17 protein-coding genes are annotated in these 26,663 nt (G+C 57.4%); 10 read left to right on the plus strand and 7 right to left on the minus strand.

Annotation, left to right across the window (positions count from 1 at the left end):
• Window positions 1-10: 10 nt before the first annotated feature.
• The 6 genes from brxL (at window position 11) to HNI00_RS10540 (ending at window position 6,524) form a co-directional block, all read left to right on the plus strand.
• On the plus strand, window positions 11-1,441 hold the full coding sequence (gene brxL, locus HNI00_RS10515; protein ID WP_316793085.1) for a BREX system Lon protease-like protein BrxL: 1,431 nt from the start codon (window positions 11-13) through the stop codon (window positions 1,439-1,441).
• Window positions 1,442-1,611: 170 nt separating this feature from the next.
• Window positions 1,612-2,211, plus strand: coding sequence for a Uma2 family endonuclease (locus tag HNI00_RS10520; protein ID WP_316793087.1), 600 nt, complete (start codon window positions 1,612-1,614; stop codon window positions 2,209-2,211).
• A complete protein-coding gene (locus HNI00_RS10525; protein WP_316793089.1) occupies window positions 2,208-2,885 on the plus strand; it encodes a Uma2 family endonuclease in 678 nt (225 codons plus the stop codon). The genes HNI00_RS10520 and HNI00_RS10525 overlap by 4 nt, the downstream gene beginning before the upstream one ends.
• Window positions 2,882-4,030 (plus strand): cysteine desulfurase family protein, encoded by a 1,149-nt coding sequence (locus tag HNI00_RS10530; RefSeq protein ID WP_316793091.1) that lies wholly within the window; start codon window positions 2,882-2,884, stop codon window positions 4,028-4,030. Before HNI00_RS10525 ends, HNI00_RS10530 begins: the two co-directional genes overlap by 4 nt.
• A 314-nt stretch (window positions 4,031-4,344) precedes the next feature.
• Complete coding sequence (locus HNI00_RS10535; RefSeq protein WP_316793093.1) at window positions 4,345-5,778, plus strand: sensor histidine kinase; 1,434 nt, start codon at window positions 4,345-4,347, stop codon at window positions 5,776-5,778.
• A 71-nt stretch (window positions 5,779-5,849) separates the two neighbouring features.
• Complete coding sequence (locus HNI00_RS10540; protein ID WP_276568594.1) at window positions 5,850-6,524, plus strand: response regulator transcription factor; 675 nt, start codon at window positions 5,850-5,852, stop codon at window positions 6,522-6,524.
• Window positions 6,525-6,542: 18 nt separating this feature from the next.
• Here HNI00_RS10540 and glgP read toward each other — a convergent pair whose 3' ends face one another.
• From glgP to HNI00_RS10560, 4 genes are all read right to left on the minus strand, one after another.
• On the minus strand, window positions 6,543-9,173 hold the full coding sequence (gene glgP / locus HNI00_RS10545) for an alpha-glucan family phosphorylase (RefSeq protein ID WP_316793096.1): 2,631 nt from the start codon (window positions 9,171-9,173) through the stop codon (window positions 6,543-6,545).
• Window positions 9,174-9,538: 365 nt separating this feature from the next.
• Window positions 9,539-11,128, minus strand: a complete 1,590-nt coding sequence (locus HNI00_RS10550; RefSeq protein ID WP_316793419.1) for an Ig-like domain-containing protein — start codon at window positions 11,126-11,128, stop codon at window positions 9,539-9,541.
• 25 nt (window positions 11,129-11,153) lie between these two features.
• Window positions 11,154-12,002, minus strand: coding sequence for a hypothetical protein (locus HNI00_RS10555; RefSeq protein WP_316793099.1), 849 nt, complete (start codon window positions 12,000-12,002; stop codon window positions 11,154-11,156).
• Between the two features lie 639 nt (window positions 12,003-12,641).
• Window positions 12,642-14,552 (minus strand): SpoIID/LytB domain-containing protein, encoded by a 1,911-nt coding sequence (locus tag HNI00_RS10560; protein ID WP_316793101.1) that lies wholly within the window; start codon window positions 14,550-14,552, stop codon window positions 12,642-12,644.
• Window positions 14,553-15,565: 1,013 nt separating this feature from the next.
• On the opposite strand from HNI00_RS10560, the gene HNI00_RS10565 reads away from it, so the two are divergent.
• Entirely contained in the window at window positions 15,566-19,645 is a 4,080-nt protein-coding gene (locus HNI00_RS10565) for a hypothetical protein (RefSeq protein ID WP_316793103.1), read from the plus strand.
• Between the two features lie 2,367 nt (window positions 19,646-22,012).
• Here the strand turns inward: HNI00_RS10565 and HNI00_RS10570 are convergent.
• The 3 genes from HNI00_RS10570 to HNI00_RS10580 form a co-directional block, all read right to left on the minus strand.
• Window positions 22,013-22,696 carry an ATP synthase F0 subunit B gene (locus HNI00_RS10570; RefSeq protein WP_316793105.1) on the minus strand — a complete coding sequence of 228 codons (684 nt, stop codon included), beginning with the start codon at window positions 22,694-22,696 and terminating at the stop codon, window positions 22,013-22,015.
• Complete coding sequence (gene coaD, locus HNI00_RS10575) at window positions 22,597-23,157, minus strand: pantetheine-phosphate adenylyltransferase (RefSeq protein WP_316793107.1); 561 nt, start codon at window positions 23,155-23,157, stop codon at window positions 22,597-22,599. Before coaD ends, HNI00_RS10570 begins: the two co-directional genes overlap by 100 nt.
• Before the next feature lie 525 nt (window positions 23,158-23,682).
• Window positions 23,683-24,618: a carbohydrate ABC transporter permease gene (locus tag HNI00_RS10580; RefSeq protein ID WP_316793108.1), complete on the minus strand. Its 936-nt coding sequence runs from the start codon at window positions 24,616-24,618 to the stop codon at window positions 23,683-23,685.
• Window positions 24,619-25,133: 515 nt separating this feature from the next.
• Between HNI00_RS10580 and HNI00_RS10585 the strand changes: the two genes are divergently transcribed.
• The 3 genes from HNI00_RS10585 to HNI00_RS10595 all read left to right on the plus strand — a co-directional run bounded on the left by HNI00_RS10585 (window position 25,134) and on the right by HNI00_RS10595 (window position 26,654).
• Window positions 25,134-25,589 (plus strand): hypothetical protein, encoded by a 456-nt coding sequence (locus HNI00_RS10585; RefSeq protein WP_316793110.1) that lies wholly within the window; start codon window positions 25,134-25,136, stop codon window positions 25,587-25,589.
• Window positions 25,590-25,690: 101 nt separating this feature from the next.
• On the plus strand, window positions 25,691-26,080 hold the full coding sequence (locus tag HNI00_RS10590) for a hypothetical protein (protein ID WP_225910613.1): 390 nt from the start codon (window positions 25,691-25,693) through the stop codon (window positions 26,078-26,080).
• A gap of 34 nt (window positions 26,081-26,114) precedes the next feature.
• A complete protein-coding gene (locus tag HNI00_RS10595; protein WP_316793113.1) occupies window positions 26,115-26,654 on the plus strand; it encodes a hypothetical protein in 540 nt (179 codons plus the stop codon).
• Window positions 26,655-26,663: the final 9 nt, after the last annotated feature.

Raw genomic sequence — 26,663 nt, forward strand, 5'->3', positions numbered from 1 at the left:
AACCAGGCCTATGTCCTACGATAGCGATCGCATTCGACAGGTTTTTGGAAATTTATGTATTGACAAGACCCGCCTTCCCTCCAGCGGACTAACAGCGGCTGGGGTTCCCAGTTTTGTGGCTGAATGGCTATTAGACAAAATTGTTCCTGGCAATGGAGCGTTGCAGCAGTTTGAAGCTGAGAAAATTAACAACTTTGTCAGTAAAGCTTTTCCAAGAAAGGACGACAAAAACGTTATTCTGTTTAAGCTTACACAAGGTGAAGTATATAAATTAATTGCGCTCCTTAAGGTGCGGGTCAAGCTAGCTGCGAATAAGGGCATAATTCCAGACCCTATGGCTAGTATCCCTGTCTTAAATATTCACAACTGCGCTATTCCAATTTCTATTGTTGAGCAACATGAGATGTTGCTGCGGCAAGGGCTATGGGGAAAAATCTCCCTGAGTTTGCGATCAGACGGAACCCCAGAAATCGTAGATTTTGATCCTTTTCAATGCTCCGCAGTTGATCTATCAGCCTATGAACGGGCGCGCGCCCAGTTAACGACCGATGAGTGGCGAGATTTAATGCTTTGCTCGATGGGATACAACCCAGCACATCCTCGGTATACTTGTAACGCTAAGATGTGGATGCTTGCAAGGCTCTTGCCTCTGGTGGAGTCTAACTATCACGTTATGGAGCTAGCACCCAAGGGAACAGGGAAGAGCTATGTTTATGAAAATGTGAGCAATAAGGTTGCCCTAGTTAGTGGTGGTAAGGTGACCCCTTCTCAATTGTTTATCAATGGCAGTACGAAAGAGATTGGACTCCTGGGTCGCCATGATGTTGTCGTTTTGGATGAAATTCAAAGTCTCACGTTTGAAGATCCGGATGAAATCATTGGGCCATTAAAAAACTACTTGGCCAGCGGACGATATAATCGTGCGGGATTTGCTGATATCGCAAGCGATTGTTCTTTGGTTATGCTGGGAAATATTGAGCTAGATGCCCAATTGCAGCCTCGTAATGCGAATAATCTCTTGGCTGATCTGCCCAGTTTTCTGATGGAAACTGCCTTTTTAGATCGGTTTTCTGGGATTATTCCTGGCTGGGAAATTCCTAAATTTAGTCGAGAGATGGCAGCCTCGCAAGTTGGGCTAAAAATGGATTTCTTTGGGGAGGCACTGCTAAGTTTACGCAGAGATAATCGTTATTTGACCTATGCTCAACAGCACACAAAATTTGACTACACCTCTACCGTTCGAGATCAAAACAGCATTCTGAAATCTGCTTCTGGATTCCTCAAGATTCTTTACCCGCATCTTGAATTGACTGTCGCAGACTATGAACGTGATTGTCTGTTCCCTGCTCTGAGGCTGCGTCACCTAATTCGTAACGTACTTTATCGTCTAGATTCCGAGTTTGAGTCATTGGGCCAGTCCATTACTGTGGAGGTGATATAGAGCCAACAATGGTGACTGTGTTGATTCCTGCATGGCACAGGAATTTTACGATACCAGCAGCATTAACTGAGGCGTTCGGCTCACTGTCTCATAGAGAATTCGCCCAGACTGCCCTGATAGAATACTATCAACGCCTAGAAGCCCATTAAACTTGAGGGTTGCCCGCTGCTATGATCACTGCTGCTCAGCCGCCCCACCTCACCCCCGACGATTACCTCCAGCTTGAGGCCCGCAGCCCCGTTAAACACGAGTACATCAACGGGGAAATCGTGGCGATGGCTGGAGCCAGTGACGCCCATGTGACGATCGCCCTCAACGCCGCAGCCTTACTCCGCTCCCACCTGCGGGGAACTGGATGCCGGGTCTACATCTCAGACATGAAAGTCCGCCTCGATGCCTGCAATTGTTTCTACTATCCTGATGTCTTTGTTACCTGCGACCCGCGCGACCAAGAAACTTCAATCTATAAGCGCTTTCCCTGTCTAATTGTGGAGGTGCTATCTGACTCCACCGAGGCGTTTGACCGAGGCGACAAGTTTATCCACTATCAAACCCTCAACAGCTTGCAAGAATACGTCTTGATTAACACGCGCCAGCAACGGGTTGAAACCTTCTGCCGCAACTCATCAGGTCTGTGGGTGTTGCAGTCCTACACCGCCGACCAGCCCGTCCTGCAACTGACCAGCATCGACTGGAGCGGCACCCTTGCCGACCTCTATGAAGAGGTCACCCTGGAAACCCAGTCTGCCCCTGCCCCACCCACCCCATGACCTCAGAACGACTCCTGCAATTACCTCCGCTAGAAAGTGGCGATCGCCTCACCCGCGCCGAATTTGAGCAGCGGTACAGCGCCATGCCCAACCTCAAAAAAGCTGAACTGATCGAAGGAGTCGTCTACGTGGGTTCACCCGTCCGTGCCATTCACAGCCAGCCCCACGGCTCAATGATGGGCTGGTTATGGGTTTATAGTGTGGCCACCCCTGGCATAGGGTGCTACGACAACCCAACAGTTCGCCTGGATGCAAACAATGAACCTCAACCCGATGCAGTCCTGCGGCGGGAGCAGGGAGGCAACTCCACCATTAGCGACGACGGTTACATTGAAGGGGCACCCGAACTGGTGGTGGAAATTGCTGCCAGTAGCGCCTCCTACGACCTGCACGACAAACTGCAAGTCTATCGCCGCAACGGGGTGCAGGAATATATCGTGTGGCGAACCTACGAGCCGCAGATCGATTGGTTCTATCTGGAGGAAGGGGAATATCGCACCTTGGCTGTTGATGCTGATGGGATTCTTCGCAGTCGCCAATTTCCAGGGCTGTGGCTGGCAGGCGATCGCCTCCTGTCAAACGATCTTGCTGCTGTCCTGATGGTCTTACAGCAGGGCATTGCCACACCTGAACACCAGGTGTTTGTTGCATCGCTCCAGCCAACCTTCCCGTGATTTACCTTGATTACCACGCCACGACACCCGTTGACCCGCGCGTTGCTGATCGCGTCTATCACTTCATGACGCAAGAGTTTGGCAATGCCAGCAGTGTGGATCACGAGTGGGGCGATCGCGCTGAAGCTGCCATCAAGAAAGCTGCCAAAGAAGTTGCTGACCTCATAGGAGCCTCACCGAGGGAAATCATTTGGACATCTGGTGCGACTGAGAGCATCAATCTGGCAATTCAGGGAAGCCTAGCCCCTAACCCAACGAAACCTCATCGAATCGGCTTAATGCCGATCGAACACAAAGCTGTCCTCGATACCTGCCGCGCTTTGGAGAAACGAGGTTGGGCTGAATTGGTTCATCTCCAAGTAGATTCCAAAGGTAGGCTTGACCTGGAACATTTGGAACAAGTCTGCACTGAAGGGCTGTCCTTGCTCTGCGTTATGGCCGCGAACAACGAGATTGGCAACATCTATCCGATTCAGCAGATTGGGCAGATTGCTCAACACTATGGCATTCCTTTTCTCTGTGACGGCTCTCAGGCAGTCGGCAAGATCCCCATTCAATTTGAAGCGTGGGGGATCACCTACCTGGCAATTTCTGCCCACAAGCTCTATGGCCCTAAAGGGGTTGGGGCACTAGCTGTTCGTAGAGGCTATCACTTAGAGCCGCTTATATTTGGTGGTGGTCATCAACGGGGAATGCGTTCGGGGACTCTCAACGTCCCTGGGATCGTTGGGTTAGGAGAAGCTTGTCGGTTGCGATCGCTGGAGATGGAAGAAGATGAGTGGGCGATCGCCATGAAGCGCGATCGACTTCAAGATCTGCTCCTAGAAAAGATCCCTAACCTAGTCATTAATGGAGATTCAGAGCATCGGCTGGCAGGAAACCTTCACATTTCAATTCCTGGTATTCCCAATAGTGCTGTCATCGCTAGGGTTCGTTCTAAATTAGCGATATCAACTGGATCAGCTTGTTCTTCTGGGGTGGAAGAACCTTCCCATGTGCTACGTGCAATGAAGCTACAAGACAAAGTGATTGATGGGGCACTTCGTATTGGGATTGGTAAGTTTAGTCAGGATAAAGAGATTTACACAGCAGCAGACTTCTTAATAGAAGCCTATGAAATGACCCGTCAAGCTTTGTATGCTTAGGACTAATTCAATTTGTAATTCAATCTGTTAAGCTCTTTTGACGGTCGAAGAATATTTAGAGCCAGCTTTGTTGGAGGTGTTTCGGCTGAAGATTAGCCAGACGTGATTGCAGTCCCTAAAAAACCGAACTTTGAGTAGATCAAAAGCGCTGCTTGACCTTCAAATTCTGACCACGCACCCTTGCTGTTGCTCAGCGAGTTCGTTCCTTCTGCTCAGGAAAAACTCATTTCTGGTTTCGGGCATCCAGTTAAATTGGAGACATTCCGAAGATAGCCGCTGGGCTTGCAATGTACCCGCTATATTTGCCAAAACCCATGTTCTCCCCGGCTGACGGAGCCAATTCTCAACGCCCGCTGCGATCGTCCCTGCAAATGAGGCTGACGCTGGGGGCGATCGCAGCAATTTGGGGTGGGCTTGGGTTGGGGATGCTGTGGATGTCTTGGCGGACGGAGCGAATGTTTTTGTCGGATCACCGGGCCAAGCTGTCGGCTGTGGTGCAGCAGATGCCCGATCAGGAAGTGGCGATCGCCCACGGATCTGCCTCCCAGAGCGATTTGCAGGACATGGTCAACCGGCTGTCGTCGGCCAATACCTGGCTGTGGATTCGAGATCACCAGGGCAACATCTTAGCCCGCTCCAACAATCTCCAGGTTTCTGAAAATCAAGACGCGCTGCTGGATCTGTCGGAAACCACCACTACGCCCAAGATCCTGCGGCTTCATGGGCAGTACATCATTTGGTGTACCTATCCGCTAGAGCATAAGGGGCAGATTATTGGGCAACTCTATGTCGCCAAGGACGTGACCCGCGACTACAGCATGTTGCAGTCGGTCAACCGCGATCTGATGATGGGCACGGGTATGGGCGTGGTGACGATGAGCGGGCTGGCGGCTTGGTTGATTTGGCGATCGCTCTCGCCCCTGCGGCAGGCTAACCAGATCGCTGAAGCCTACAGCGCTGGCAGCACCAACATCTCTCGCCTCGACCCAGATCAGGTGCCCGTCGAGGTGCAGGAACTGGTTCACACCTGCAACCGCCTGGTCGATCGCCTGTCGCAAACCGCCGAACAGCAGCGCCAGTTTACCAACGACGTGTCGCACGAACTCCGCACGCCGCTGAGTCTGGTCTATGGCTATTTGCAAAGCACCCTCCGCCGCAGCCCCAACCTCACCGAGGCGCAGCAGGAGATGCTGTCGATGGCGGTTTCTGAAACCGAGCGCACGATTGAGCTGCTCCAGGGATTGCTAGAACTCGCCCGCACCGACAGCAGCGCGGTGTTGTTTAACCTGGAACCCGTGCCGATTGGCGAAGTGGTTGGCGACGTAATCCGCATGACAGAACAGTTCAAGCAGCGATCGCTCAAGCTAGAAGTGCCCAGCCAGCCGATTGTTGCCCGGGCCGACCGCGAACACCTGCTGCGCGTACTGGTTCACCTGATCGACAACGCCATTCAATATTCCGAACCCAACCAGCCCATTAGCCTGACGCTCAGCCGCAAAGCACCTTGGGCGATGATTCAGGTGCGCGATCGCGGCTGTGGCATCTCCAAAGAAGACCAGGCACGAATTTTTGAATCCTTTTACCGGGTTGATGCCTCCCGCAGCCGGGCCACAGGCGGCGTGGGGTTGGGGCTGGCGATCGCCAAGTCCCTAGTCGAAGGCATGGGCGGGCAGATCGGTGTCGAATCAACCCCCGGTGTAGGAAGTGTGTTTACCGTAAAGCTGCCGCTTTTGGAGCAACAGGGCTGAAAGCTTTGTAGATGTCTGGATTGCCAACCCAAAATCTCAAATCCAAAATCCAAAATCGCTAGAACCTCCCGATCATGTCTACTATCCTCTTAGTTGAAGACGAAGAAAAACTGGCTCGCTTCATTCAGCTAGAACTGGGCTGCGAGGGCTATCAGGTAAACGTCGCCCACGACGGACTGAGCGGGCTGACGCTGGCACGCGAGACTCCGCCCGATCTGGCAATTTTGGACTGGATGCTGCCAGGGATGACGGGAGTGGAGCTATGCCGCCGACTGCGCTCGACGGGCAGCAAGATTCCGGTGATTTTGCTGACGGCGAAGGATGAAATTGGCGATCGCGTGACGGGGCTGGATGCGGGAGCCGATGATTACGTCGTCAAGCCCTTTAGCATTGAGGAACTGTTGGCCCGCGTCCGCGCCCACCTGCGCCGCACCCAGGAACCCGACCCCGACGCGCTGGAGTTTGCTGACCTGACGCTGAATCGCCGTACCCGCGAGGTGTTCCGCAACGGTCGCCTGATCGAACTCACTGCCAAGGAGTTTGACCTGCTGGAACACCTGATGCGCCGCCCCAAACAGGTGATCACGCGCGATCGCATTTTGGAAGAAGTCTGGGGCTACGACTTCATGGGCGACTCCAACATCATCGAAGTCTACATCCGCTACCTGCGCCTAAAACTCGAAGAACAGGGCGACAAACGGCTGATCCAAACCGTGCGCGGCGTGGGCTATGTGCTGCGAGATTAAGGGTTGAGCGTGAATAAACTACGCCCAAAGCACCAATCCCGGCTGATAGGGGCTGCTGAGGTTTTCGTGCTTGGGCAAGATGCGGAGGGAAAGTCCCTGAAAGCCGCTGTTGCGATAGGCGATTGCCCGCTGATAGACACTCATGGCAGGATTATCCGCATCAGCCCCCACATACTCCATCACCACAGGCTGCCCGTTGGCGATTTCGCCATGCTCGTCGATTGCCCCCTGGTATAGCTCTACCTGCACGTCGTCCGGTGTCAGTTCGCCCAGGCGGATGCGGGCCGTGACGAGAATCTCCTGCTCCACCTGCACGTTGCCATCTGAGGACACGTCCACCCGGTCGATTTTCATGTCGTACCAATGCTCAAACAGATGGTGATGCCAGCGGGCCAGCTCTTTGGCCGGGGCATAGTCGTCGGCAATCATGGCACGAGCGCGATCGCTCGCCGGGAAATAAGCCCGCTCTGCATATTCCGCTACCATTCGCGCCGTGTTAAATGTCGGCAGATTCAGCCGAATCGCGTCCTTCATCTTGGCGATCCAGCCGTGGGGAATGTCGTTTTCGTCGCGGTTATAGAACAACGGCACGATCTCCTGTTCCAGCAGGTCGTAGAGGTCATTGGCTTCTACTTCGTCCTGTTCTTCCGGGTCGTCATAGTCTTCGCCATGCCCAATCGCCCAGCCCGTCCGCACATAGTCTGCCTCATCCCACCAGCCATCCAGCACGCTGAGGTTGGGCAGACCGTTCATCGCCGCCTTCATGCCGCTGGTTCCAGACGCTTCGCGGGGGCGGCGCGGCGTGTTTAGCCAGATGTCGCAGCCCGCCACCATCATCCGCGAAACGTGGATGTCGTAATTGGGAATAAACACGATGTGGTGGCGAATGTCGGGGTCGCGGGTAAAGTGGACAATCTCGCGGATTAACTCCTTACCAGGATTGTCTTTGGGGTGGGCTTTGCCCGCGATGATGAACTGTACCGGATGGTTGGACTTGAAGCGATCGCCCAGCCCCAGCATGATCCGCTTGATCCGCTCCACATCTCGCATGAACAGCGTCGCCCGCTTGTAGGTGGCAAAGCGCCGCGCAAAGCCGATGGTCAGCACTTTGGGGTCTAGCACGTCCTGCGTCTGGCTGAGTTCGATGAGGGAACCGCCGCGATCGCGCAAGCTTTGTTGCAACCGCTCCCGCACAAACAGCACCAGTTCCGACCGACAGCGCTCGTGGTTGCGCCAAAATTCTTCATCGGGAATGCTGCTCACCCGCTCCCATAGGGGATCGCTGGCAGGGGCCATGTTCCAAGCTGGGCCCAGGTAGCGATCGTAGAGATCCTGGGTAGATTTGGCCACGCAACTGCGGGCATGAACGCCGTTGGTGATGGAGGTAATGGGCACCTCTGCCAGGGGTAGCGCCGACCACAGTGTTGCAAACATCGACCGTGACACTGCCCCATGCAGCTTGCTCACCCCGTTCACGAAGGAGGCCATCTTGAGCGCCAGAATTGCCATGCTGAAGGGAGCCGCCAGATCGCCCGGATTTTCGCGCCCCAGCGAGAGAAACTGCTCCCGCGCCAGCCCAAACTTTTCGGCGTAGTGCCCCAGGTAGTAAATGATTTTGTCGGAGGGAAACAGGTCAATGCCAGCGGGCACGGGCGTATGAGTGGTGAAAACCTGACTGGCTAGGGCCACCTGTGCGGCCTCTTCGTAGGTTAGCCCGGCTTCTTCAATCATCAGGCGAATCCGCTCCAGCGCCAGAAACGCCGAGTGCCCCTCATTCATGTGATACACAGTGGGGTTTAGCCCCAGCGCCCGCAGCATCCGCACGCCGCCAATGCCCAGCATGATTTCCTGGTGAATTCGCAGGTCGATATCGCCGCCGTAGAGTTCATCGGTAATGTCCTGGTCGTACTGGTTATTTGGCTCAATATTCGTATCCAGCAGGTAGAGGGGAACCGTGCCCACCTGCACGCGCCAGATGCGGGCGTAGACCTTGCGGCCGGGATAGTCCACCTCAATGCGGATTTCGGAGCCGTCGGGGTGGCGCTCCAGATGCAGCGGCATGTTGTAAAAGTCGTTGATGGGGTAGCGCTCTTGCTGCCAGCCGTCGGCGTTGAGGTATTGGGCAAAGTAGCCTTCTTGATAGAGCAGGCCCACACCCACCAGCGGCAACCCCAAGTCGCTGGCGGATTTCAAATGGTCGCCCGCTAGCACGCCCAAGCCGCCGGAGTAGATCGGCAGGCACGAAGTCAGCCCAAACTCGGCAGAAAAGTAGGCGTAGCAGTCGGTTAGCCCAGTCTCAGGGGCGATTCCCGCTGGGGTTTTGCCGTTGGGCGTGGCGGATTTGGGCGATCGCCGCTTGCGAAACCAGCTTGGCTGCCGCAGATAGTCATCCAACTGCCGCTCTACGCGCTCCATCTGCGCCAAAAATCCGTCGTCTTCGGCCACCTCCCGCAGCCGCGCCTGACTGATCGTCCCTAGCATCAGCACGGGGTTGTGTTTGCTGGTTTCCCACAGGTCTCGATCCAGCCGCCGAAACAGGTCTATCGCTTCATAATCCCAGTCCCAGTGGAGGTTATAGGCAATGCGCCGCAGCGGTTCGAGCAGGGGCGGCAGGGCGGGGGTGACGTTGAAGGTGCGGATGGGTTTCATAGAGGGAAGGGGGAGGAAAAAAGAACGAAGAGGGAAGAACGAAGAACGAACAACAAGGAGGGAAGGGAGGTCAATGCTTCTGAGGGGAAAGGGTGGGGTGCTGGGGATGAGGTTGCTGGGAGCTTTGGAGCTGATGGACTAGTCATCCAAAATCGCAAATCCAAAATCGAGAATCGATCTGACTCCTGTATTGTGTCCTGAGCAGATTCTAAGGATGCGGGGCTTAATACTTTTTCTCTACTGCATTGCGTTGCGTTACGAATGAGCAAAAAATTAGGCAAAAAAAGAGCGGCCAGCGGCCGCTCCTCAGGAGAACTCTGAGCTAGAAAACAGGAGTTAGAAAACCAGAGATTGCATCGATGTCGCTAAATGACGAAGTTGACGGAGGTGACGCTGCTGACCTGGGTGTTGTTTAGGTTGGCGATCGCCACGAAGTTGGTTCCTGCGCCGCTGCCGTCTGCATCGACAAAAATGCGGGTCGCTGTGCCCACTTGCGACAGCTTGACGTAGGCGCTGAGCCGCTGGAACGGCGTGCCACCTGCTAAAAAGGCGGGCTGTTGGAAGATGCCGCGCAGGTCGATGACATCGGTCGTCTTGAAATCGGCGATCGTGTCAATGCCTTCGGCCAGGCTATTGAACACGAACATATTTCTGCCGCCGCCGCCGATCAGCACGTCGTTGCCTGCGCCGCCGATCAAGATATCGTTGCCTGCCTGCCCGCGCAGTGTGTCATCGCCCGCACCGCCGACGAGTTGGTCATTGCCGCCGCCGCCTCGCAGGTCGTCGTTGCCGCTGCCTCCATCCACCAAGTCATTGCCGCCGCGAGCAATCACGCGGTCGTTGCCGCTCCGCGCAATAATCCGATCATTTCGATTGGTTCCCCGCAGGGTTTCCGCCCGGTTGGTGCCTCGGACAACGTTGGGGCGACGGCCCAGCGAAAACACCAAAGGCGTTCCCAGTTGTCCGTTGGGGGCTGTTGGCACGGGCAGCAGTTCCTCGTTGCCCGGCCCCACATCGTCTGCGGTCATTTCCCAGGTGTCGAAGGCTCCCGCAGCCAGCGCGTTGCCGGCCAGGTCGGTGATGTCGCTGACACGCAGCGTCAGGGTATAGGTTCCGGTGCGGCTGGTCAGTCGATTTAGGTTCCCCACTGTAAAGGTGCGATTATCGCTGGTGGAGAGCGTGGCGCTGCTCAAGTCCAGCGGGGTGCCGCCACGGGTCAGTTGCAAGTCGCTCAGGTCAAAGTTTCTGACGGCTTCGCTGAATTGAATCGTGATCGTGCCCAGTGCCGTTGTCCGGGGGTTGGGGGTAACGTCCACAATGTCTACGGTTGGGGCGATGCGGTCGATTGTGTAGGCGGCCGTGCCGTTGACCCCGGCCACGAGTGCCAAATTCTCTGAATCTTTGATCGAGCCGTCATTCAGCACGTTGAGGCGAACCGTACCGTTGCCTGTGCCCGTGTTGACCACCACCGTAAACTTGCCGTCTGTGCCCGTGACGCTGGCCACGGTTGCCCCGGTCAGCCCAGTGGTCGTCAGGCTGAAGTCGGTGACATCGACCCCGGTCACGGGTTCGCTGAAGATGACCGAAAAGCTGACGGTTGGGGCATTGGTGGCTTCGGGGCCGACGCGGGAAATGGCGAATACGCGGGGAGCCTGGCCCGGCAACTCTGCCGACAGAATCACGCCAAAGAAATTGTCGTTGTTGGCGGGCGAGTTGTTGTCGCTGCTGGCGCTGTTGCCTTGGGCAAAGAGGCGATCGCCCGTCACCGTGGGCAGGCGGGTCGGCATTCCCAGGTTGTTGCCATTGCTATTGGTCAACGAGTTGAGCGCAAAAATCGCGCCGCCCAAGCCCTGACCATCGCCGCCTGCGCCCGCACCGCCCTGAGCGCTGTTATTGATGAAGCGCGTGTCGGTCATCGTCAGAGACCCCGTGCGGATGAAGATAGCGCCACCCATGCCCGCGCCGCCGCCGCCGCCGTTGCTATTGCCATTGCCGCCGCCAAAGCCGCCCTCGCTCGACAGCGTTAGGGTCGTTCCGCCGCCGCCGCCGCCAAAGCCGCCCTTGCCGCCCTGACTGCCGTTGGGGTTGGTCGCGCCAGAACCGCCGCCCGCGCCAAAGCCGCCATCGCCGCCGTTGCCACCAAAAGCCGCCGCCGCCGCCGCCACCGCCGCCTGCGCCAAAGCCGCCACTTGCGCCAGAGCCGCCGCCGCCGTCTGTGCCTGCGCTGTTCCCGCCCACGCCGCCAATGCCTGCGCTATTCAGCAGCCCACCAGAACCGCCCGCGCCGCCTGTGCCGTTAGCATTGCCAGGGCTGCCGTCGCCGCCAAAGCCACCGCCACCGCCTGCGGCCCCAGAGGGGTGGGCTACCCCGCCATTGCCACCCATGCCGCCGCCGCCCTGGCCCAGTCCAGCCAGCCCTTGTCCGCCAACGGCAACGTTTTCGCTGAGGGTGACATTGCTCAGGGTGACGTTGCCATCGAAGATAAACAGGGCACCGCCCAGGCCGCCGCCGCCGCCTGAGCCGTCACCCCCCTCGGCTCGGCCCAGGGTTAGCGTCAGGTTTTCAAACGTGACGTTGCCGCTTTCGATAAAGAAGAGTCGGACATCTCCTTCGTCATTGATACCGTTGCCGTTGGCATCGCCGCTGAGGCTGAAGGTGTTACCAGTGCTGCTGCGAATCGTGAGGCTGGCGGATTCCCTGATGAAGGGCAGCGCACTGGTCAGAACAATATTGTTAGTAATTTCAATAACATCGGCTTCGGCGTTGGTATTTGTCGAATTGATGGCGTTGACCAGCTCTTGGAACGTTGCAACCGAAAAAGTAGCCATAACTGCTTCTCGTAGATCTGTAAAACTTCAGCGGGTCGTGAATGTCAAATCGCCAGGCCGTTGCCTTAGACAGTGACCGTCAGATCCGGCCCGGACGCGAAATTGACGTTTACGCACGCCAAACAGGCCCCGCTCTGTGACGACCGCAACTCCTAAGAGAGTCCGTGCCCTCCCACAAAACGACGCTAAGCGTGACTTCCTATACAAGTACCTGAGGGCGATCGCCCCTTGCAAAGGAAATCTAGTAAGTTTTACGGAGCCTTTAAGTTAAGAGAATCTACGTAAGGCTTGAAAAAACTTTTCTCAGGATTTTTCCGGATACTTCAAAGCATCGAAAGGAAGAAAGCTGAGTGATTTACAGAATCAAAGCACTTTTAGTTGCCGAAACCTGTTAAATGCGCTTCTAGAGAAACTTTGGGCCCTTGTCAACGGGTTCGCCTCATACCAAGGCAGCAGAGGACTTGAGAAGATATACGCAGGTCAGCACGACAGTAAATGCCGCACAGCGCTGAGTCAACAGTCAGCACAGCACGTCGATATCTGGTATAAAAAGGAACCCCCCTCCTGTGCGTTCTCTGCAAGCACGTCCCGACAGTGTTCTGGCAGTGTTCCAGCTTTGCTCCAGCGTTGGTTCCAGCGCTAGTTCAACGGGTCGCGCCAGAAGACAATGTTTTCGTTGAGCGTGACCAATTGAGCGCCGGGGTAGTAGAAACTGAGGATGCGGGCGGCCGACCAGCCCAGTCGTCCCAATCGATAGGACCCCGTTTGGCTCATGCCGACGGCGTGGCCCAGGCCCCCGCCGACAAAGGTGTAGCCCTTGAGTACCGTCATCGTCGGCACGCGGTTCTGCGCTTCTAGCGAATTGCCTGTCGCTTCCTCGGCGGGCTTTGCAGCTTTGATAGGCGCTGTCTCGGCGGCATCGGGTTCGGCAGCAACAGGGGATGGCTTGGACACCGAAGGAGAGGGGGTAGCTTCAACCCCTGTTTCTCCGTCCTCTGGTGCGGCTGAGCTAGGCGCGTTTTGGGGAATGGGCACCTGAGCGTAGAGGGGTTCCAGGTAGAACAGGGTACTGGTGGGGGCATAGAGCGCCCGAAGAATCTCGTCTTTTTCCAGGGTGATTGGGCCGCGATCGCTCTGGATGAGCAGCTTTTGCACCCGACCGGCGGGCGATCGCTCCACCACCTGCACCGACTCCACCCGCGTCAGGTTGGCAAACGGATGGCGCTGGCTCTGCAAATAGCGGCGTAGCCCTTCGGCAATGTTTTCCAGAGTGCTTTCCTTGCGCCAGCGGAAGCTGTCCCAGCCTGCTTCGTTAAAGCCCTGCCGCAGGTTTAGAAAAGCTCGCAGATTCATCTCGTCCGACAGGGGGCGATTGGCCAAATCCCACACGCCTTCTACGGAGTCCACCACGGCCCGCAGGTAGGGACGGTTTTGCCCGTTCCACACGTCAGCAAAAGGAGCCGTGATGCCGCCCGTGGTGGAGGAATAGAGCGCGTCGATTAGCTCGTTGCGATAGGTCAGCACTTGACCCCGTGTGGCGGCGATCGCCCGATCCGCCGATTCCACCGCGCCCGTCAGCCCTTTGTAAACCTGGCACTGAGTATCAGCACAGAGTTCGTAGCCGTCGATGGCAAATCGCCGCAGGTTTCGCAGGGCATAGGTGCGCGCCAAAATCGCCTGAGCCTGGACTGCGGTGGGCGGCGCAGACGGCCCAATTTCGTGGGGCACGACACCGCGCAGGTAGGTTTCCGTGGGGACGTAGTTGACGAGGGTATAGTTGCCGTAGGCATTGGGCTGGAGGCGCAGACTGCCACCGTAGAGCCGACGGTTTGGCACATTGGCATTGCGAGCCGCGTTGGGGGGCAGTTCGCCTTCGGTGACGAACACGCGGCTGTAGGAAGAGAGAATTTCCACCTCATCGCGCATCAGGCGGTTGCCCTCCACCTCCAGCACGGCGCGGGGCACCTGCCGCTGCACCTGGCGATCGATAAAGGCAGTGCGCGCGCCCTGGGCTTGCAAATTCTTCAGCAACAGCCGACGCACCAGCGGCGTTTCGTAGGTGTCTCGCTTGGCCCATACTTGCCACTGGCGCGGCTGGGCCAGTTCTACCTCGATGCCGCGCGATCGCCACTGGTTGGCCTGGTCTTCTGCGCTCTCAAAGCTGCGGTGGTTCCCCAACACCACCTTTTCCACCACCTTTGGCTCTGGCAGCGGCTCCATCACCACACCCACCCTCACCGGGGCGGCAGTGGTCACGGTCTGGTCTTGCCCGTCGTCGGTTTTGAAGCGGAGCGAGAGGCGATCGCCCTCGGCAGGTTGCAGCGTCAGCACGTCCTGCGGTTCGTCGCCAAAGCGCTGCACGATGCCGATTTTCAGCACGGGGTTGGGCGGGGCCGCAGTCTGAGCTAAAGCGCGATCGCCCATGCCCAGCCAACAGACCGCCGCAATTGCCGCGCCCGTCAGCCCCGACAGCACAAAGGCAGGGCGCTGAGTGGATACATCCGGGCCTGCGGGGGCTTTATCCCGGTTCACAAAGCTGCTAAGTCCCATCGTTCCAAGTGATATAAGGGGGCTGCCCATGCTTGCTCTTGATTTGCTCTGCGTTTGACCGACTGACCTGTTTTCTCAGTTTGTCTTCTCAGTTTGTTTTCTCAGCTTGCTTTATTCAGTTTGCTTTATCTTTGCCAGCTTGCTTTATCAAAAAACACATCGACCGCGCCAACCGTTCAAGACGGGAGAAATACGGAATCTTGAACCGCACCCAGTACAAATTATGAAGTGCGATATGCCGATCGGCAACGGTTGTGGCTAGTCAGGATATGCCAGGTCAATGTGCCAGGTGTGCTATAACCCTGCGCTATCTTAGCGTGAAACTCAAAGTCCATCCCTCTCAAGAGAGAGTAAGCTGCGACAAATCTTTCAAAACGCCCGTCTCTTCAGAAGAACGCCGATCTAGACTAGAAGAGCGATCGCCCATAAACCGTGGTTCCAATTACGCAATTACACATTAAAATTTGGGCACGCTCTACAGTGCTGGATGTGCCTTACCCTAGGAGCCTTGCATTTAAGTCCTACACTCAAGCTCTGAAATTCAAGTCTTGAGCGAGTGTTCAACCCAAAATGTAGCTCCAAAACGTTGATTTTTCTTGCAGCATGGGAAGAATGGCGGCGTTTTTTGGGAATCCTATAGCGATATAGGTGTACTTGAGTAGGCGTACTTAAATCATCGATGGACTTTGAGGGACTTGGGGAACTTGCGGATACATGGACTTGCTATACGCATAGCGACTACTTAACGTAAGCCAACCGCCATTGGCGAGTCTTACGTGGGCGAACCGCTAAGCTACCCCTAAGTCAGTCCAGAAGGGTCAATCCAGAAGAGCAATCCGAAGGTCAATCCAGTCCACGACGGCAAGCGTAAGCGCAACAGCTAAGCCTACTCCAGGCAAATCCAGTCCAGGCAAACCCACTCTCGGTAAACCCAGCCCAGGCAAACCTTTAACCCATCTACCTGCTAGCTTCGGCAACTCTAGGCCGCTTCCTTCGTTCCCCTCAAGACAACCGTGACGTATCAACCGGCGCAACTTCAGGACTTAATTCGGGCGATCGACGAGGTGCTGGGCAAATCCAGCCCCCGGCTGCCTTGGGTAATGAGCGGCGAGGCCGACCAACAGCGCCGCGTCCTGGAGGAAACCCGACGCTATCTGGCCCAAATGCAGCAGCAGGGAACCCCAGCAGCGGGGAGCGCCCTCGCCCACGACCCAATGAATCAGGGCTATGCGGTGCCCCTGTCGCCGACCTCGCCTGCGGAATCGGCCCAACAGGTGCTACAAGCCATGCTGCAAGAGATGACCTACTTGCGGACGACGGTGATGCAGCCGTTGCGAAATGACCTGGAAGTGCTGTATCGCCAGCGCGATCGCCTCCTGCAAGAAATTCACGAGCTAGAATCTCAGCGCCAACAGGCCGTGCTGACGGATGCCACACCGCCGCCTGCTGCCACGCTGCCCGCCGCCGACCAGCAGCGCCTCATCTCCGAGTTTTTGCAAACGCTGATGAGCCGGTTGCAGGCAGATCTATCGGGGCAGGTGGCCCAAATGCTGACGGAGATCGAGGCCCAGGCTGCGGGTGCTGGTGCCAGCATTGCAGAGCCACATCGCCCCTCTGCCGCATCAGAAACAGCCGATCCGGCTGTGTCCCTATCTGCAACTGAGGTGCCCGCCCTCACGCCTGCCGAGCGCCTCCAGCAAATTCAGCGCATCCAGGCTCAGTCTGACCAACTGCTGCTGAAGCTAGACAACAGCCTGCGAGTCATCTTCGAGTCGCTCCAGAGCAACATCGAAACCTATCAAGAATCGCTCAGCCTGGGGCTGGACAAGATGAATACCCTGGGGCAGCAGGGCGAGTCCATCTTTGCGGCAATGGTGAACCGCCTAGCTGAACAGCTCAGCCGAGAAGCCTCCCACTACCTCCAGGCCTCGATTCAAGATGCCGAATGGCAGCCCGCTACTAGCCTGCCCCAGTCGTCGGCCCGCCCGCCTGCCGAGCCGCCTGCCCCACAGCCGACGACAGAGCCAGCGACGGAACAGTGGCCACCTGCCTCGCTGGAAACCACTGCTCCGTCTGCTCGCCCGCAGTCCGACAGCCTCGACCCAATCGACCAACTCCTCAGCGAACTGGAAGACGAACTGACGGTATTTCAGGTGCCGGAACCTGTTTCGGATGAAGACTTGACCGTATTCCAGGTGCCAGAATCCGATTTGGATGAGGAACTGACGGTATTCCAGGTTCCGGAACCCAGCCCGGAATCTGGTGCGACTGACCGTGTGGCCCCCGAAAGCGAGTCAGACCCAATGCCTGCTGATACCCGCCCGATGGGTTCCACTGCCTATCCGGGGCTGTTGGACGAAATTGACGACCTAGAAGCCTTGGAACTGCTGACTCAGGAGCTAGAGCGGCTGGAACTGGCATCAGTGCCGGAACTGCCAGAACTGGAGGACGACGCGGAGTTTGCATCGCTAGACGATGGCGACGAAGACCTGACGATGTTCCAGATTGACGAGTCGGCGATGACGGATTTTCCGCCAGATGAGCCACTGGGCGATCCTCGCACGGTCTTGCAGGTCGATGCTGAGGAGGCTGAAGAGACAGAAGAGGCTAAAGAGACAGAAGAGACAGAAGAAGCCTCCGTCAGTCCAGGCTTGTCAATTGAAGATTTGGACTCGGCGCTAGATCTACTGGGGCAAATTAGTACCCAACTGGATGCCGAGCTAGAGCAGGCAGGCTCCACCGACGGGCCCGATAGCGCCGACCTGACGACGGGATTTGGGCTGGATGCCGACTCCGTTAGCGGTACAGACTCCTATGACGAACTGGATGCGTTTTACGAGAGCCTGTTTGGCATAGACGCGGCTGGGGCCACCGGAGAGACGGCAGAGACGGCAGATGAAGAGCCAGTCGATCAACACCTGTCGGATGCGGAGCAGCGATCGCGCGTTCAGTCCACCCCCGATCTAACGGATGTAGCAGAACCTGGTTCGGTGAATGAAAGTGAATCTGGTCTGTCTAATCTGTCTGGTTCGACTGATCTGACTGATCTAACAGCTCTGAGCGATACGCCCCCCATTGATGCCGAGTTGGGTAGCCTGGACAGCCTGGATCAGGCTTTGTTTGGCGGCCAGGCAGACCCAGCCAGCGATGCAGCCGATGCGACCGATGCGGCGATCGCCAGCCCCAGCGTTGATGAACTGGTGGACTTGTTGAGCGAGTTCATGAATGTTCCTGCTGCGGCCGCTGCTGGGGAAGCCCCTGCTGGAGAAATAGCAGAGCCAGCCGAGCCGACGGCGCAAACCGAGTCCTCTGCCTTGCAGCCGTCCCATTCCACTGCGCCTCATTCCACCGCGCCTCATTCCACAGAGCGATCGCCCGAAGCAGTCGAGCATCTGCTGTTTGGGGAATCTCCAGAGCCGCCCCCTGCCGAGGAACCGGACGGTGGACTGTCTTCGCCCCAGCCCAACAAGCCGGAGGTGATCCGCTCCCTCAACGACCTGCTGCAACTGATGGCGGCAGAATCCGCAGAAGAGTCGGCGGTGGGGCTGCCAGCGAATGGACTGGCGACCGATGCGGAAGATCGCTACGAGCCTGCAAATCCGGGTGAAGACCTGCTGGGTGGCGACGATGTGCTGTCCAGTCCCCGTCCCGATGTACAGGTGACCCAGACCACGCTGGAGCAGCTTGCGGCTGATTTATCAGATCTGGAGGGGCTGGCGGCGGATGCCTTTAGCACCGACTTGGCTGCCCTCAGTTCGTCCGCAGCAGCGCCCGCCACAGATGTATCTGAAACGAATTCTGAAACGGACTCTGAAACGAGCAGTAGCTTTACAGATTCGCTGGCAGACTGGGGGCAATTCCCGCAGGAATCGCTGCGCGAGTCGCCCGATCCGTTCCCCGCTGCGAGTTCGGCTGCCGAACTGACCGACGAGGGACAGTCCTACTGGCAGGGCAGTTCTTCTGCTCAGAATGCCCCGACGGAAGAGGATCTGTTTATCTCCAGCCTGTTTCCTGTCGAAGATGGGTCGGACGACGAGATGACGCTGCTGCTGGACGGGCCGCCGCCGGGACTCTCCACCCCCTTGCCCGAAAAAGCGATCGCTCCTCTGACCACACCAGAATCGCTGGCGGATTGGGTCAACGCGCTGGATGAAACCGAGCTGCCGCCCGACCGAGAAGATCTGAGCCTGAGCGACTTTCAGGCGGTGATGCAAACGGAGCCTGCACCAGTTGCCCCATTGGACGAGATGGGGGCGATCGCTGATGTGCAAACACCCCTCCACCCAGCGGATCACTCGCCCTTAGTGGAGGAGTCATTAGAGGACTCGTTCGCTGACGATTTTTCAGATGACTTCTCTGGGGATTTTTCCAGTGATTTTTCCAGCGATCTGCTTGCTGAGGATCTATTCTCTGGACTAGAAGGTTCTAGCGCAGGCAGTGCTGCTGTATCTCCCGCAGAAGTGCCCTCAGCCGCGCCCTCAGCCACGCCCTCAGCCATGCCTGCTGAGAATGTCGGGTTAGAGTCTGCCAGCCTGGACGATTTTTCGGCGGATTTTGACGTGCCTGCCTCGCCTGCGCCGTCCCAGGGCGTTCCTGCGAACTCTCCTGACCTCGCTCCTCCTCCGGCAATTCCCAACAGCCTCGAAGACCTGTTTGCAGAACTGCCACCTGCCCCGCAGCCCAGTCTGCGCCAACCCAGCGTCCCCCCACCCAGCGACTCCCTCTCGGATAGCATCCTGGAAAATCTATCGCTATCGGTGCCTGCGCCACCGCCGGGTGAGGCAGCGTTTACGCTGAGCGGCTTGGAGAGCCTGTTTGAAGATTTGCCGTCGGTGGGCGAGGTGACTCCTGTGCCGCCGCCAGGGTCGCCCAGCACCAGCCTAACCGCAGCCGATTTGACCAGTTTGTTTGATGACGCGGAACCCGCCCCTGCGGCTGACTTGGGGAATCCAGGGAATCCGGTGGATGAGGCGCAGCCTGCGGATTCGCCTGATTCCTCCAGCGAGGCAAAAAAAAAATCCTCTAATCCGCCCAACCCCCGCGAACCCAGAGGCTTCGGGCGGCTCCAGCCCAACACCCGCCGTCCCCAATAGTGCTGACCCAGATGGGGAACTGCTGTCCGCTGCCGGAGGCAATTTGGGCCCAAACCCAGATTTTGCCCCTGCTCCTGCTGCCGAGTTGCCGCTGTCTGCAACGGACCCATCGCAACCCTGGCTCGAAAGCTTTGATCCAGAAGACTATGAGCCGGATCTAGAGCTACAGGATTTGATGCAAACTCTGGGGATTGCTCCAGAGGCGCTGTCGCGGCTGCTGTCTGCCCTGTCGGGTGTGTCTGGATCTGGTTCGCCCCAGGCAGGCAAACCCGCTGAAGCATCGGCAAAGCAGGCTGAGAATGTCCAGTGGTATCTGGGGTTGGACATTGGAACAACGGGCATTTCGGTAGTGCTGCTGCGATATCCAGCGGGAGCGCTGTACCCGGTTTACTGGCTGGAATTGCCGCCTGCGTCGGAGCGCAATCGCCTGCCCGCCCGCAAGACGTTTCGGCTGCCCGTGCAGGTGCAACTCAGTGCGGCAGATGAGAAGGATCAAAATACGGCTCCCATTGCGATCGCCCCCCTCTCTGCCAGCCTCGGCCAGCCGCGCACCCAACAACCCCATCAGCTCACTCTCAGCCACCTCAAGCCCTACCTGCAAGTCGGCGTGCCCTACTATTCCACCGAGACGCTGCAATGGGAACCCGTCGCCCGCTGGAGTGATGCCCAGGCCCTGCCGCTGAGCCTGTTTCAGCAAGCGCTACGGACGCTGTTGGTGAGCCTTACCCTCTCAACGGGCGGCTATGCCTCCGAAGACGTTGCCACGACAACCCCATTGCTCACCTGCGGCGCAGTGGATCTGGAAGAAGCCCAGTTTCAGCTTGCGCTGCGGCAGTTGACGGGCGTGATTGTCAGCTATCCCGCCAACTGGTCAGATACCTATAGCTTCAACCTGCGGGAGGCGATTTTGTCGGCTCGTTTGGTTCGCCGGCCTGAGCAGATTTTTCTGCTGGAAGAGGCGATCGCCACGCTGCTGTCTGGCTTGCCCAGCCCCGATGCGCGTCCGCTGCGGCTCTCGCCTGCCCCGGCCCAGCCCGCCGACCTCTACAGCGGCAACTGGCAGGGCGGAACCCTGGTGCTAAGCGCAGGCGCAACGCTGACGGAGTTAGCACTGGTGAACTTACCCAGCCAGTTGCAGCACCTCAGCCCTTGCGACTTCGTAACTCGCACGCTGCCCTACGCGGGCACAGCCCTCGACCAGGACATTCTGACTCAACTGGTGTATCCTGCCTGGGTGCGCCAGACCCACGGCCCGCAGCGCCCTATGGTCGAAACTCCCAAGAATGGGGGCGATCGCCCAACATCGTCCAACGTCTTGTCCCGCAAACCGGGCGGAGCAGACTGGCACGAACCTCCTGTTTCTCCCGAAGCGGCAGCCGACCCCTGGCTCGCCGTGGGATGGGACGACTTGACCCTGCCCGCCGTGGGCGATCCCGACCCGGCCCACCGCCACCGAATGCTGCAACGTCTACGGAGTTCCGATTTGGGACTCTGGCTGTTGCATACCGCCGAGCGGGTCAAGATTGCGCTCCAGCAGCAGGAACAAGTGACGCTCACTCTGGGCAACCAGACCCTCAGCCTGACGCGCCACGACCTCAGCAGTCGGGTGTTGCTGCCCTACGTGGAGCGGCTCAATCGGGAGCTAAACACGCTGCTGCGGCAAACCGGCCTGTCGCGGCTGGAAATTCGCCAGGTGGTCTGCTCTGGGGGCAGCGCCTCGCTGGTGGCGATCGCCCGCTGGCTGCACCAAAAGTTGCCCAACGCCACTATTCTTCAAGACACCTACCTGTCGGCAAGCCACGCCTCTACTGCCTGTAGCCGCGTCGCCTACGGTCTGGCTGTGTTGCCGCTGCATCCGCAGGTGCTGAATCGGCCGCGCCACCAAACCAGCGACTATTACCTGCTGATGGAGTTGCTGCGAACCTTTCCCCAACACCCCGTCACCCTCGACAGCGTGCTGCACACGCTAGAACGGCGCGGCATCGACACCACGGCCTGTCGTCAGCACATTCTCGCGCTGCTGGAGGGGCATCTGCCACCCGGACTGGTGCCAATGCTGGACACAGCGCTGCTCATCCCCACCGCCGCCAGCCAGTCAACCGCAGCCCATCTGCTGGAAGCACCCCTGTTTTTCAAGCAAGACAACCAGACCTATCGCCCCAACCTCCAGCAGTGGCATCGCCTCCGCGCCCACCTCGACATGCTGCTGGCCACCACCTACCAGAAGCTGACCGAGCCGCTGCAAGGGGCGCTGGTTGAACCCAGAAAGCAGCGCGGCAGAGATTAGAGATCAGGGCTAGACTTCAGTCGCTAGCCCCAAGACTCAGCCCCAAGACTCTATTTCTGATTCTTCTGATTCTTCTGACTCTATTTCTTAGGGCGATCGCCCCCCCGCGACAGATTTCGCGCCGGAGCTTCGGGCTGGAGCTGGCCCCGGCCGTTGCGAACGATACGCAGCATGTCGGAAAACTGCTGCTCTAGGTCTTGCAAGATGCGATCGGCGTAGTCATCTGCACCGGCCTGGATTTCCTCACATTCGGCGATCGCCCGCCGCCGCATGTCTTCAATCTCCTGCTGAGTCTGCCGCCGCATCCGCTCAATTTCTACCATTGCCTGCTCATGGGCCACTTCACATTCCTGCTGCACACGCTGGCGAATTTGCTTCATCTCAAGCTCTGCCTGCCGCACTAGCCCCATCTCATCGAGAATTTGCGCCGCCCGCCGCTCTGCCGTTTCGATGATTTCCTGAGCGTATTGCTCCGCCTCCAGCAAAATCTCTTCCTTGTGCTGGAGCAGTTTCTTCGCCTCTTCAAAAGCCGGATGTAGGTTCATCTGCACCAGCTCTAGCTGATCCAGCACCTGATCCTCGTTGATCAGCGTCCGATTGATAATCGGCAGCCGCGATCCTTCCAGGATCATCTCTTCCAGCTTGGCCAGTTCGCGCTGGATATCTACTCCACCGACTCGGCTCGCCTCTCCATTGAGGCTGGCGTTGGCGCTGGTTCCGTTGCGGTCTGGGGCGATGCGGTTGGGGGAATCTTGGCGTAGCATTGGCAGATATCTAACGCGACGGCGGAAGGGACGAGATGATCAACAGGGCCGCCAAATTTGGCGATTTCTTTAACTAAGCTGCTACTCAGAAAACTATACTCGCTCGAAGTCGCCAAGAAGAAAGTTTCGATATCCTCAGCCAGGGTCTTATTGGTGTGGGCCATCTGCAACTCCTTCTCAAAATCAGAGAGGACACGCAGCCCCCGCAGCAAGACCTTTGCTCCCTGCATTCTGGCATAGGTCACGGTCAATCCATCAAATGTGTCAACTTCGACATTCGGCAAGTGCTGAGTTGCCTGCTGAATCTGTGCCACCCGCTGATCAACCGGAAACAGCGGCGTTTTGCTGGGATTCCGCATGACAACGACAATCAGCCGACCAAATAGCCGACTGCCACGCTCGATGATATCGAGATGCCCCAGGGTAATAGGATCAAAACTACCAGGATAAACCGCTATCACAGGATTGTGTAGTCAGATTTTAAGGATTGATGGCAACGGTGACGACGCAGGCAGGACGCAAATCTGATCAAATCAGCGAAACAATCAAGTCAGCACAACAAGGATCGAATGTAACCAAGCAGCTTATAGGACGAGTTCGGTCGGGTTAGTGTCAGTTGGATTACTTAGTGGGATGCACTCAGGGATGCACTTAGAGGGTGTTTGAAAAGGTATCGCCTGTAATGTTAAGCACTCAGAGATCCCCCCTAGCCCCCCTTAAAAAGGGGGGAAATCGCCTTAAAGTCCCCCTTTTTAAGGGGGATTTAGGGGGATCTTGCACGCTTTGCTACAAACAGTAGGACTTTTCAAACATCCTCTTAGAACAACTCGGTTAAAAATTCGGTTCATGCAAATCTTCGGTTCATGCAAATGATAGATGCCCAGACATTATACGGCGAAGCTTTCTAGAAGCTAACCGGAAAGTTTTATCTAAAGTTTTGCAAGGGTTTTGCCGAGGTTTTGTTAGAAATCGTCAGAAATCATGCGTCAACCTGGCAAATCTGGCGATTCCGAACGCAGCATCAGCCGCAGCACCGACAAACCCAAAATAATCAAAAACAGCACCAGCCCTATCGTACAAGCGTAGCTCAACTCCAAATCCTGAAACGCCCGCTCGTACACGTAGTAAACCATTGTTTTGGAACTGTTGCGCGGGCCGCCCTGCGTCATCACAAACACTTCCTCAAACACCTTCGTTGCCGAAATGGCAGAAATCACCGCCACCAGCAGCAGATAGGGCCGCATCAGCGGCACCGTAATATCCCAGTGTTTTTTCCAGCCTGTGGAGCCATCGATCGCCCCCGCTTCGTACAAATCCGCTGGGATTGCCTGTAGTCCTGCCAGGTAAATCACCATGTAATAGCCCAGCCCTTTCCAAATCGTCACCGCCATGACGCTAAACAGGGCAAGTTGCGGGCTGGTCAGCCAGGGCACACCCGCCTCCGATAGCCCCAGCCAGCGCAGCAGTTGGTTCAGCAGCCCTGTTTCGGCATAGAGCCAACGCCAGGCGATCCCCGCCACCACCATCGAAATCACCACAGGCGTATAAAACGCTGCCCGAAATCCGCCAATTCCCGGTAATGCCCGATTTACCAAGATGGCCAGGCCCAACGGCAGCGTCACCAAGACGGGAACAACGCAAATCAAGTAAAGCAGCGTATTTCGCAGCGTTTGCCAGAAGATGGGGTCGCGGACGAGGCGCTGGAAATTTGCAGTGCCGACCCAGGCGGGGGGCTGGGTGATGTCAAATTCAAACCGGGTGAAGCTGAGGTAGAAGGCGTTGAGCGCGGGGTAAAAAATCGTCAGCCCCAACACCAGCAGTGCTGGAGCCAGAAACAGGTAGGGTGCGAGCCGTGAAAGCCATACCCTGGTGCGGACTGAGCGAGCAGCCGAGGCGTGTTCGGAAGACAAGGGAGAGGCCATGGGTTTGAGGATCGGGGACGGCCCAGCAAGTGCGTGATACAGAAGGAATCATAACGTTGCTGCGTCGCTGGGCGCACGAGATAGGCGAGATGGCGTGGGAAAAAGCGGCGGAAATCGTTCAGAGAACGGGAATACGAGCCAGACACCGACCTCCAGAAAAAGCGCACAAAAGCCGGGGCGTTAGATCATTTACGTTTTAAGTACAATTGTACTAAACTAAAGGAACGCAGTTTTGCGGGGGCGAGGTTGCTCCGCAACGCTAGCGCGATCGCCACTTTCGCTCACCCCACTGCTGATTGCCCACCGTTTACTGCCCACCCCTTATCGCATCGCACTGTCTTGCATTGCCTGTTTTTAACTGCACTGCTTTAAACCCGCTGTAAACCTGCTTCGTTCCAAGCCCGGCCTGAAGTTGGTGTTCTGAATTCCCGAATCGCCTGCGACGCTTCTAATTGCTAATTGTCGGATAGACCGGGCTTCGGGCTTCCCAAACTTCCCTCGCGCTAACGTGCCCCATGCAAATCCGCCCTATGCAAATTCAGCTTGCCCCCGCTCCGCCCAAAGTAAACGGTTCATCCCCGGCGGCTTCCCCAGCTACTCCGCGTTCTTCTGTGTCGGCTGACCCTGCTCTTTCTAAAGGGCGAGCGGTCAGACGGACTCGCCCCCGATTGTCGGCTGGCTATCCAGCTTGGGGGCGAAGGCTGGCGAAATGGCTGCAACCGCCGAGCGAGCCGCTGTCGTTCTGTGCCGAAGCGGGGGTTTGGCTGGCGGGTGGTGTGCTGTTTCGGGTGGCGACGCACCAAATTCTACTGGCGCTGCCGCAGCTTTGGGTTCCTGTGGCGATCGCCCTGCTCACCCCTGCAATCGTGGCAACGGCCCTGTCGTTCCGAGTTCCTCGTCTGTCGCTGCTATTGGGCTATCGCCTCTGTCTGATTGCTGCTGGACTCTTCCTGACCGGATTCTGGCTCTAAGTTAATCCCCTCACCCCCCTTAATTCCTATGAGCGTACTTCTTGGAGCGGCTTGGCTATTGATTGTGCTGTCTTGCTTCGTGCTAGTTGGCGAAGGAGGAAATGATGAAGCGCCGTAAACCGGAACGCAAAAATCCCGCGTCCTATTTGGTGATGGGTGGGTCGCTGCTGATGCTGGCGATGCTGATGACGGATTTGGGCGATCGCCGTCCCAAGCCTGTCAGCAACAAGTGTTTGGAGGTGGTGCAGTCGCAGTCGGTGCTGCACCGCGACAAGCTTTCACAACTGCTCAGCATTCCTGAGCGCAGCAGCCGGGAGCAGGTGAAAGCAGTGATCAGCGAACCCTACTGTCGGCTGCCGCAGGTCGAGATTCGCGCCGGAGTGCCCGCCGACCGAGAGGCCTACCCCCTGGCGTTTGACCCGCAGACCTGGTTTGTGGTGCTGTACGAGGGCAATGAGTATGCGGGCTATGACTTTGTATTTAAGAAGTAAGCGCCCACTAGTCGCGTATTGGAATCGGCGGCCCATGTGGGGGGTGATTTCCGTAGGGAAAGTGTGCCACACCGCTTGCGCGAACGCTTTGCGAATCGCCCTGCTGATTCCCCTGGCAGCTTGCGGCATAGCCCAGGAACCGCCAACCGCTCGCAGTGTGCCCATCCATCAGACCTGGCAAATCCAGCCGGGAAGTGCGATCGCAGGTCATCGTGTGCTGGCGGGGTTGGGGGATATTTCCATCGATCTGGCGGGTGGACGAGTCTACGCCCCGTTTGATGGACAGATACAGCCGACCGCGGGAGATTGCGTGGTGTTTTCCAGCCCCGAAGTGCCTGCGTATCTGCTGCGGCTGTGTGGGCTGCGGCGGCCCAGCTTAGGCAAGGTGCGAGAAGGGCAACCGCTGGGGCGGGGTGAGGTGCTGCATTTTGCTGCCCTCAGAAAACAAACCGACGGCCGCTGGGCCCTGGTAGAACCGTCAGCCGCGCTGCTCACCCGATTGCTGCAATTCCCGCAGGGAGAGAGTGCCGCTCCGCTTGCGCGAACGCTTCGCGAATCACCCCAGTCTCAGTAGATGCTTAAG

This window comes from Thermoleptolyngbya oregonensis NK1-22, from assembly GCF_032705245.1.
Taxonomy (GTDB): domain Bacteria; phylum Cyanobacteriota; class Cyanobacteriia; order Elainellales; family Elainellaceae; genus Thermoleptolyngbya; species Thermoleptolyngbya sichuanensis.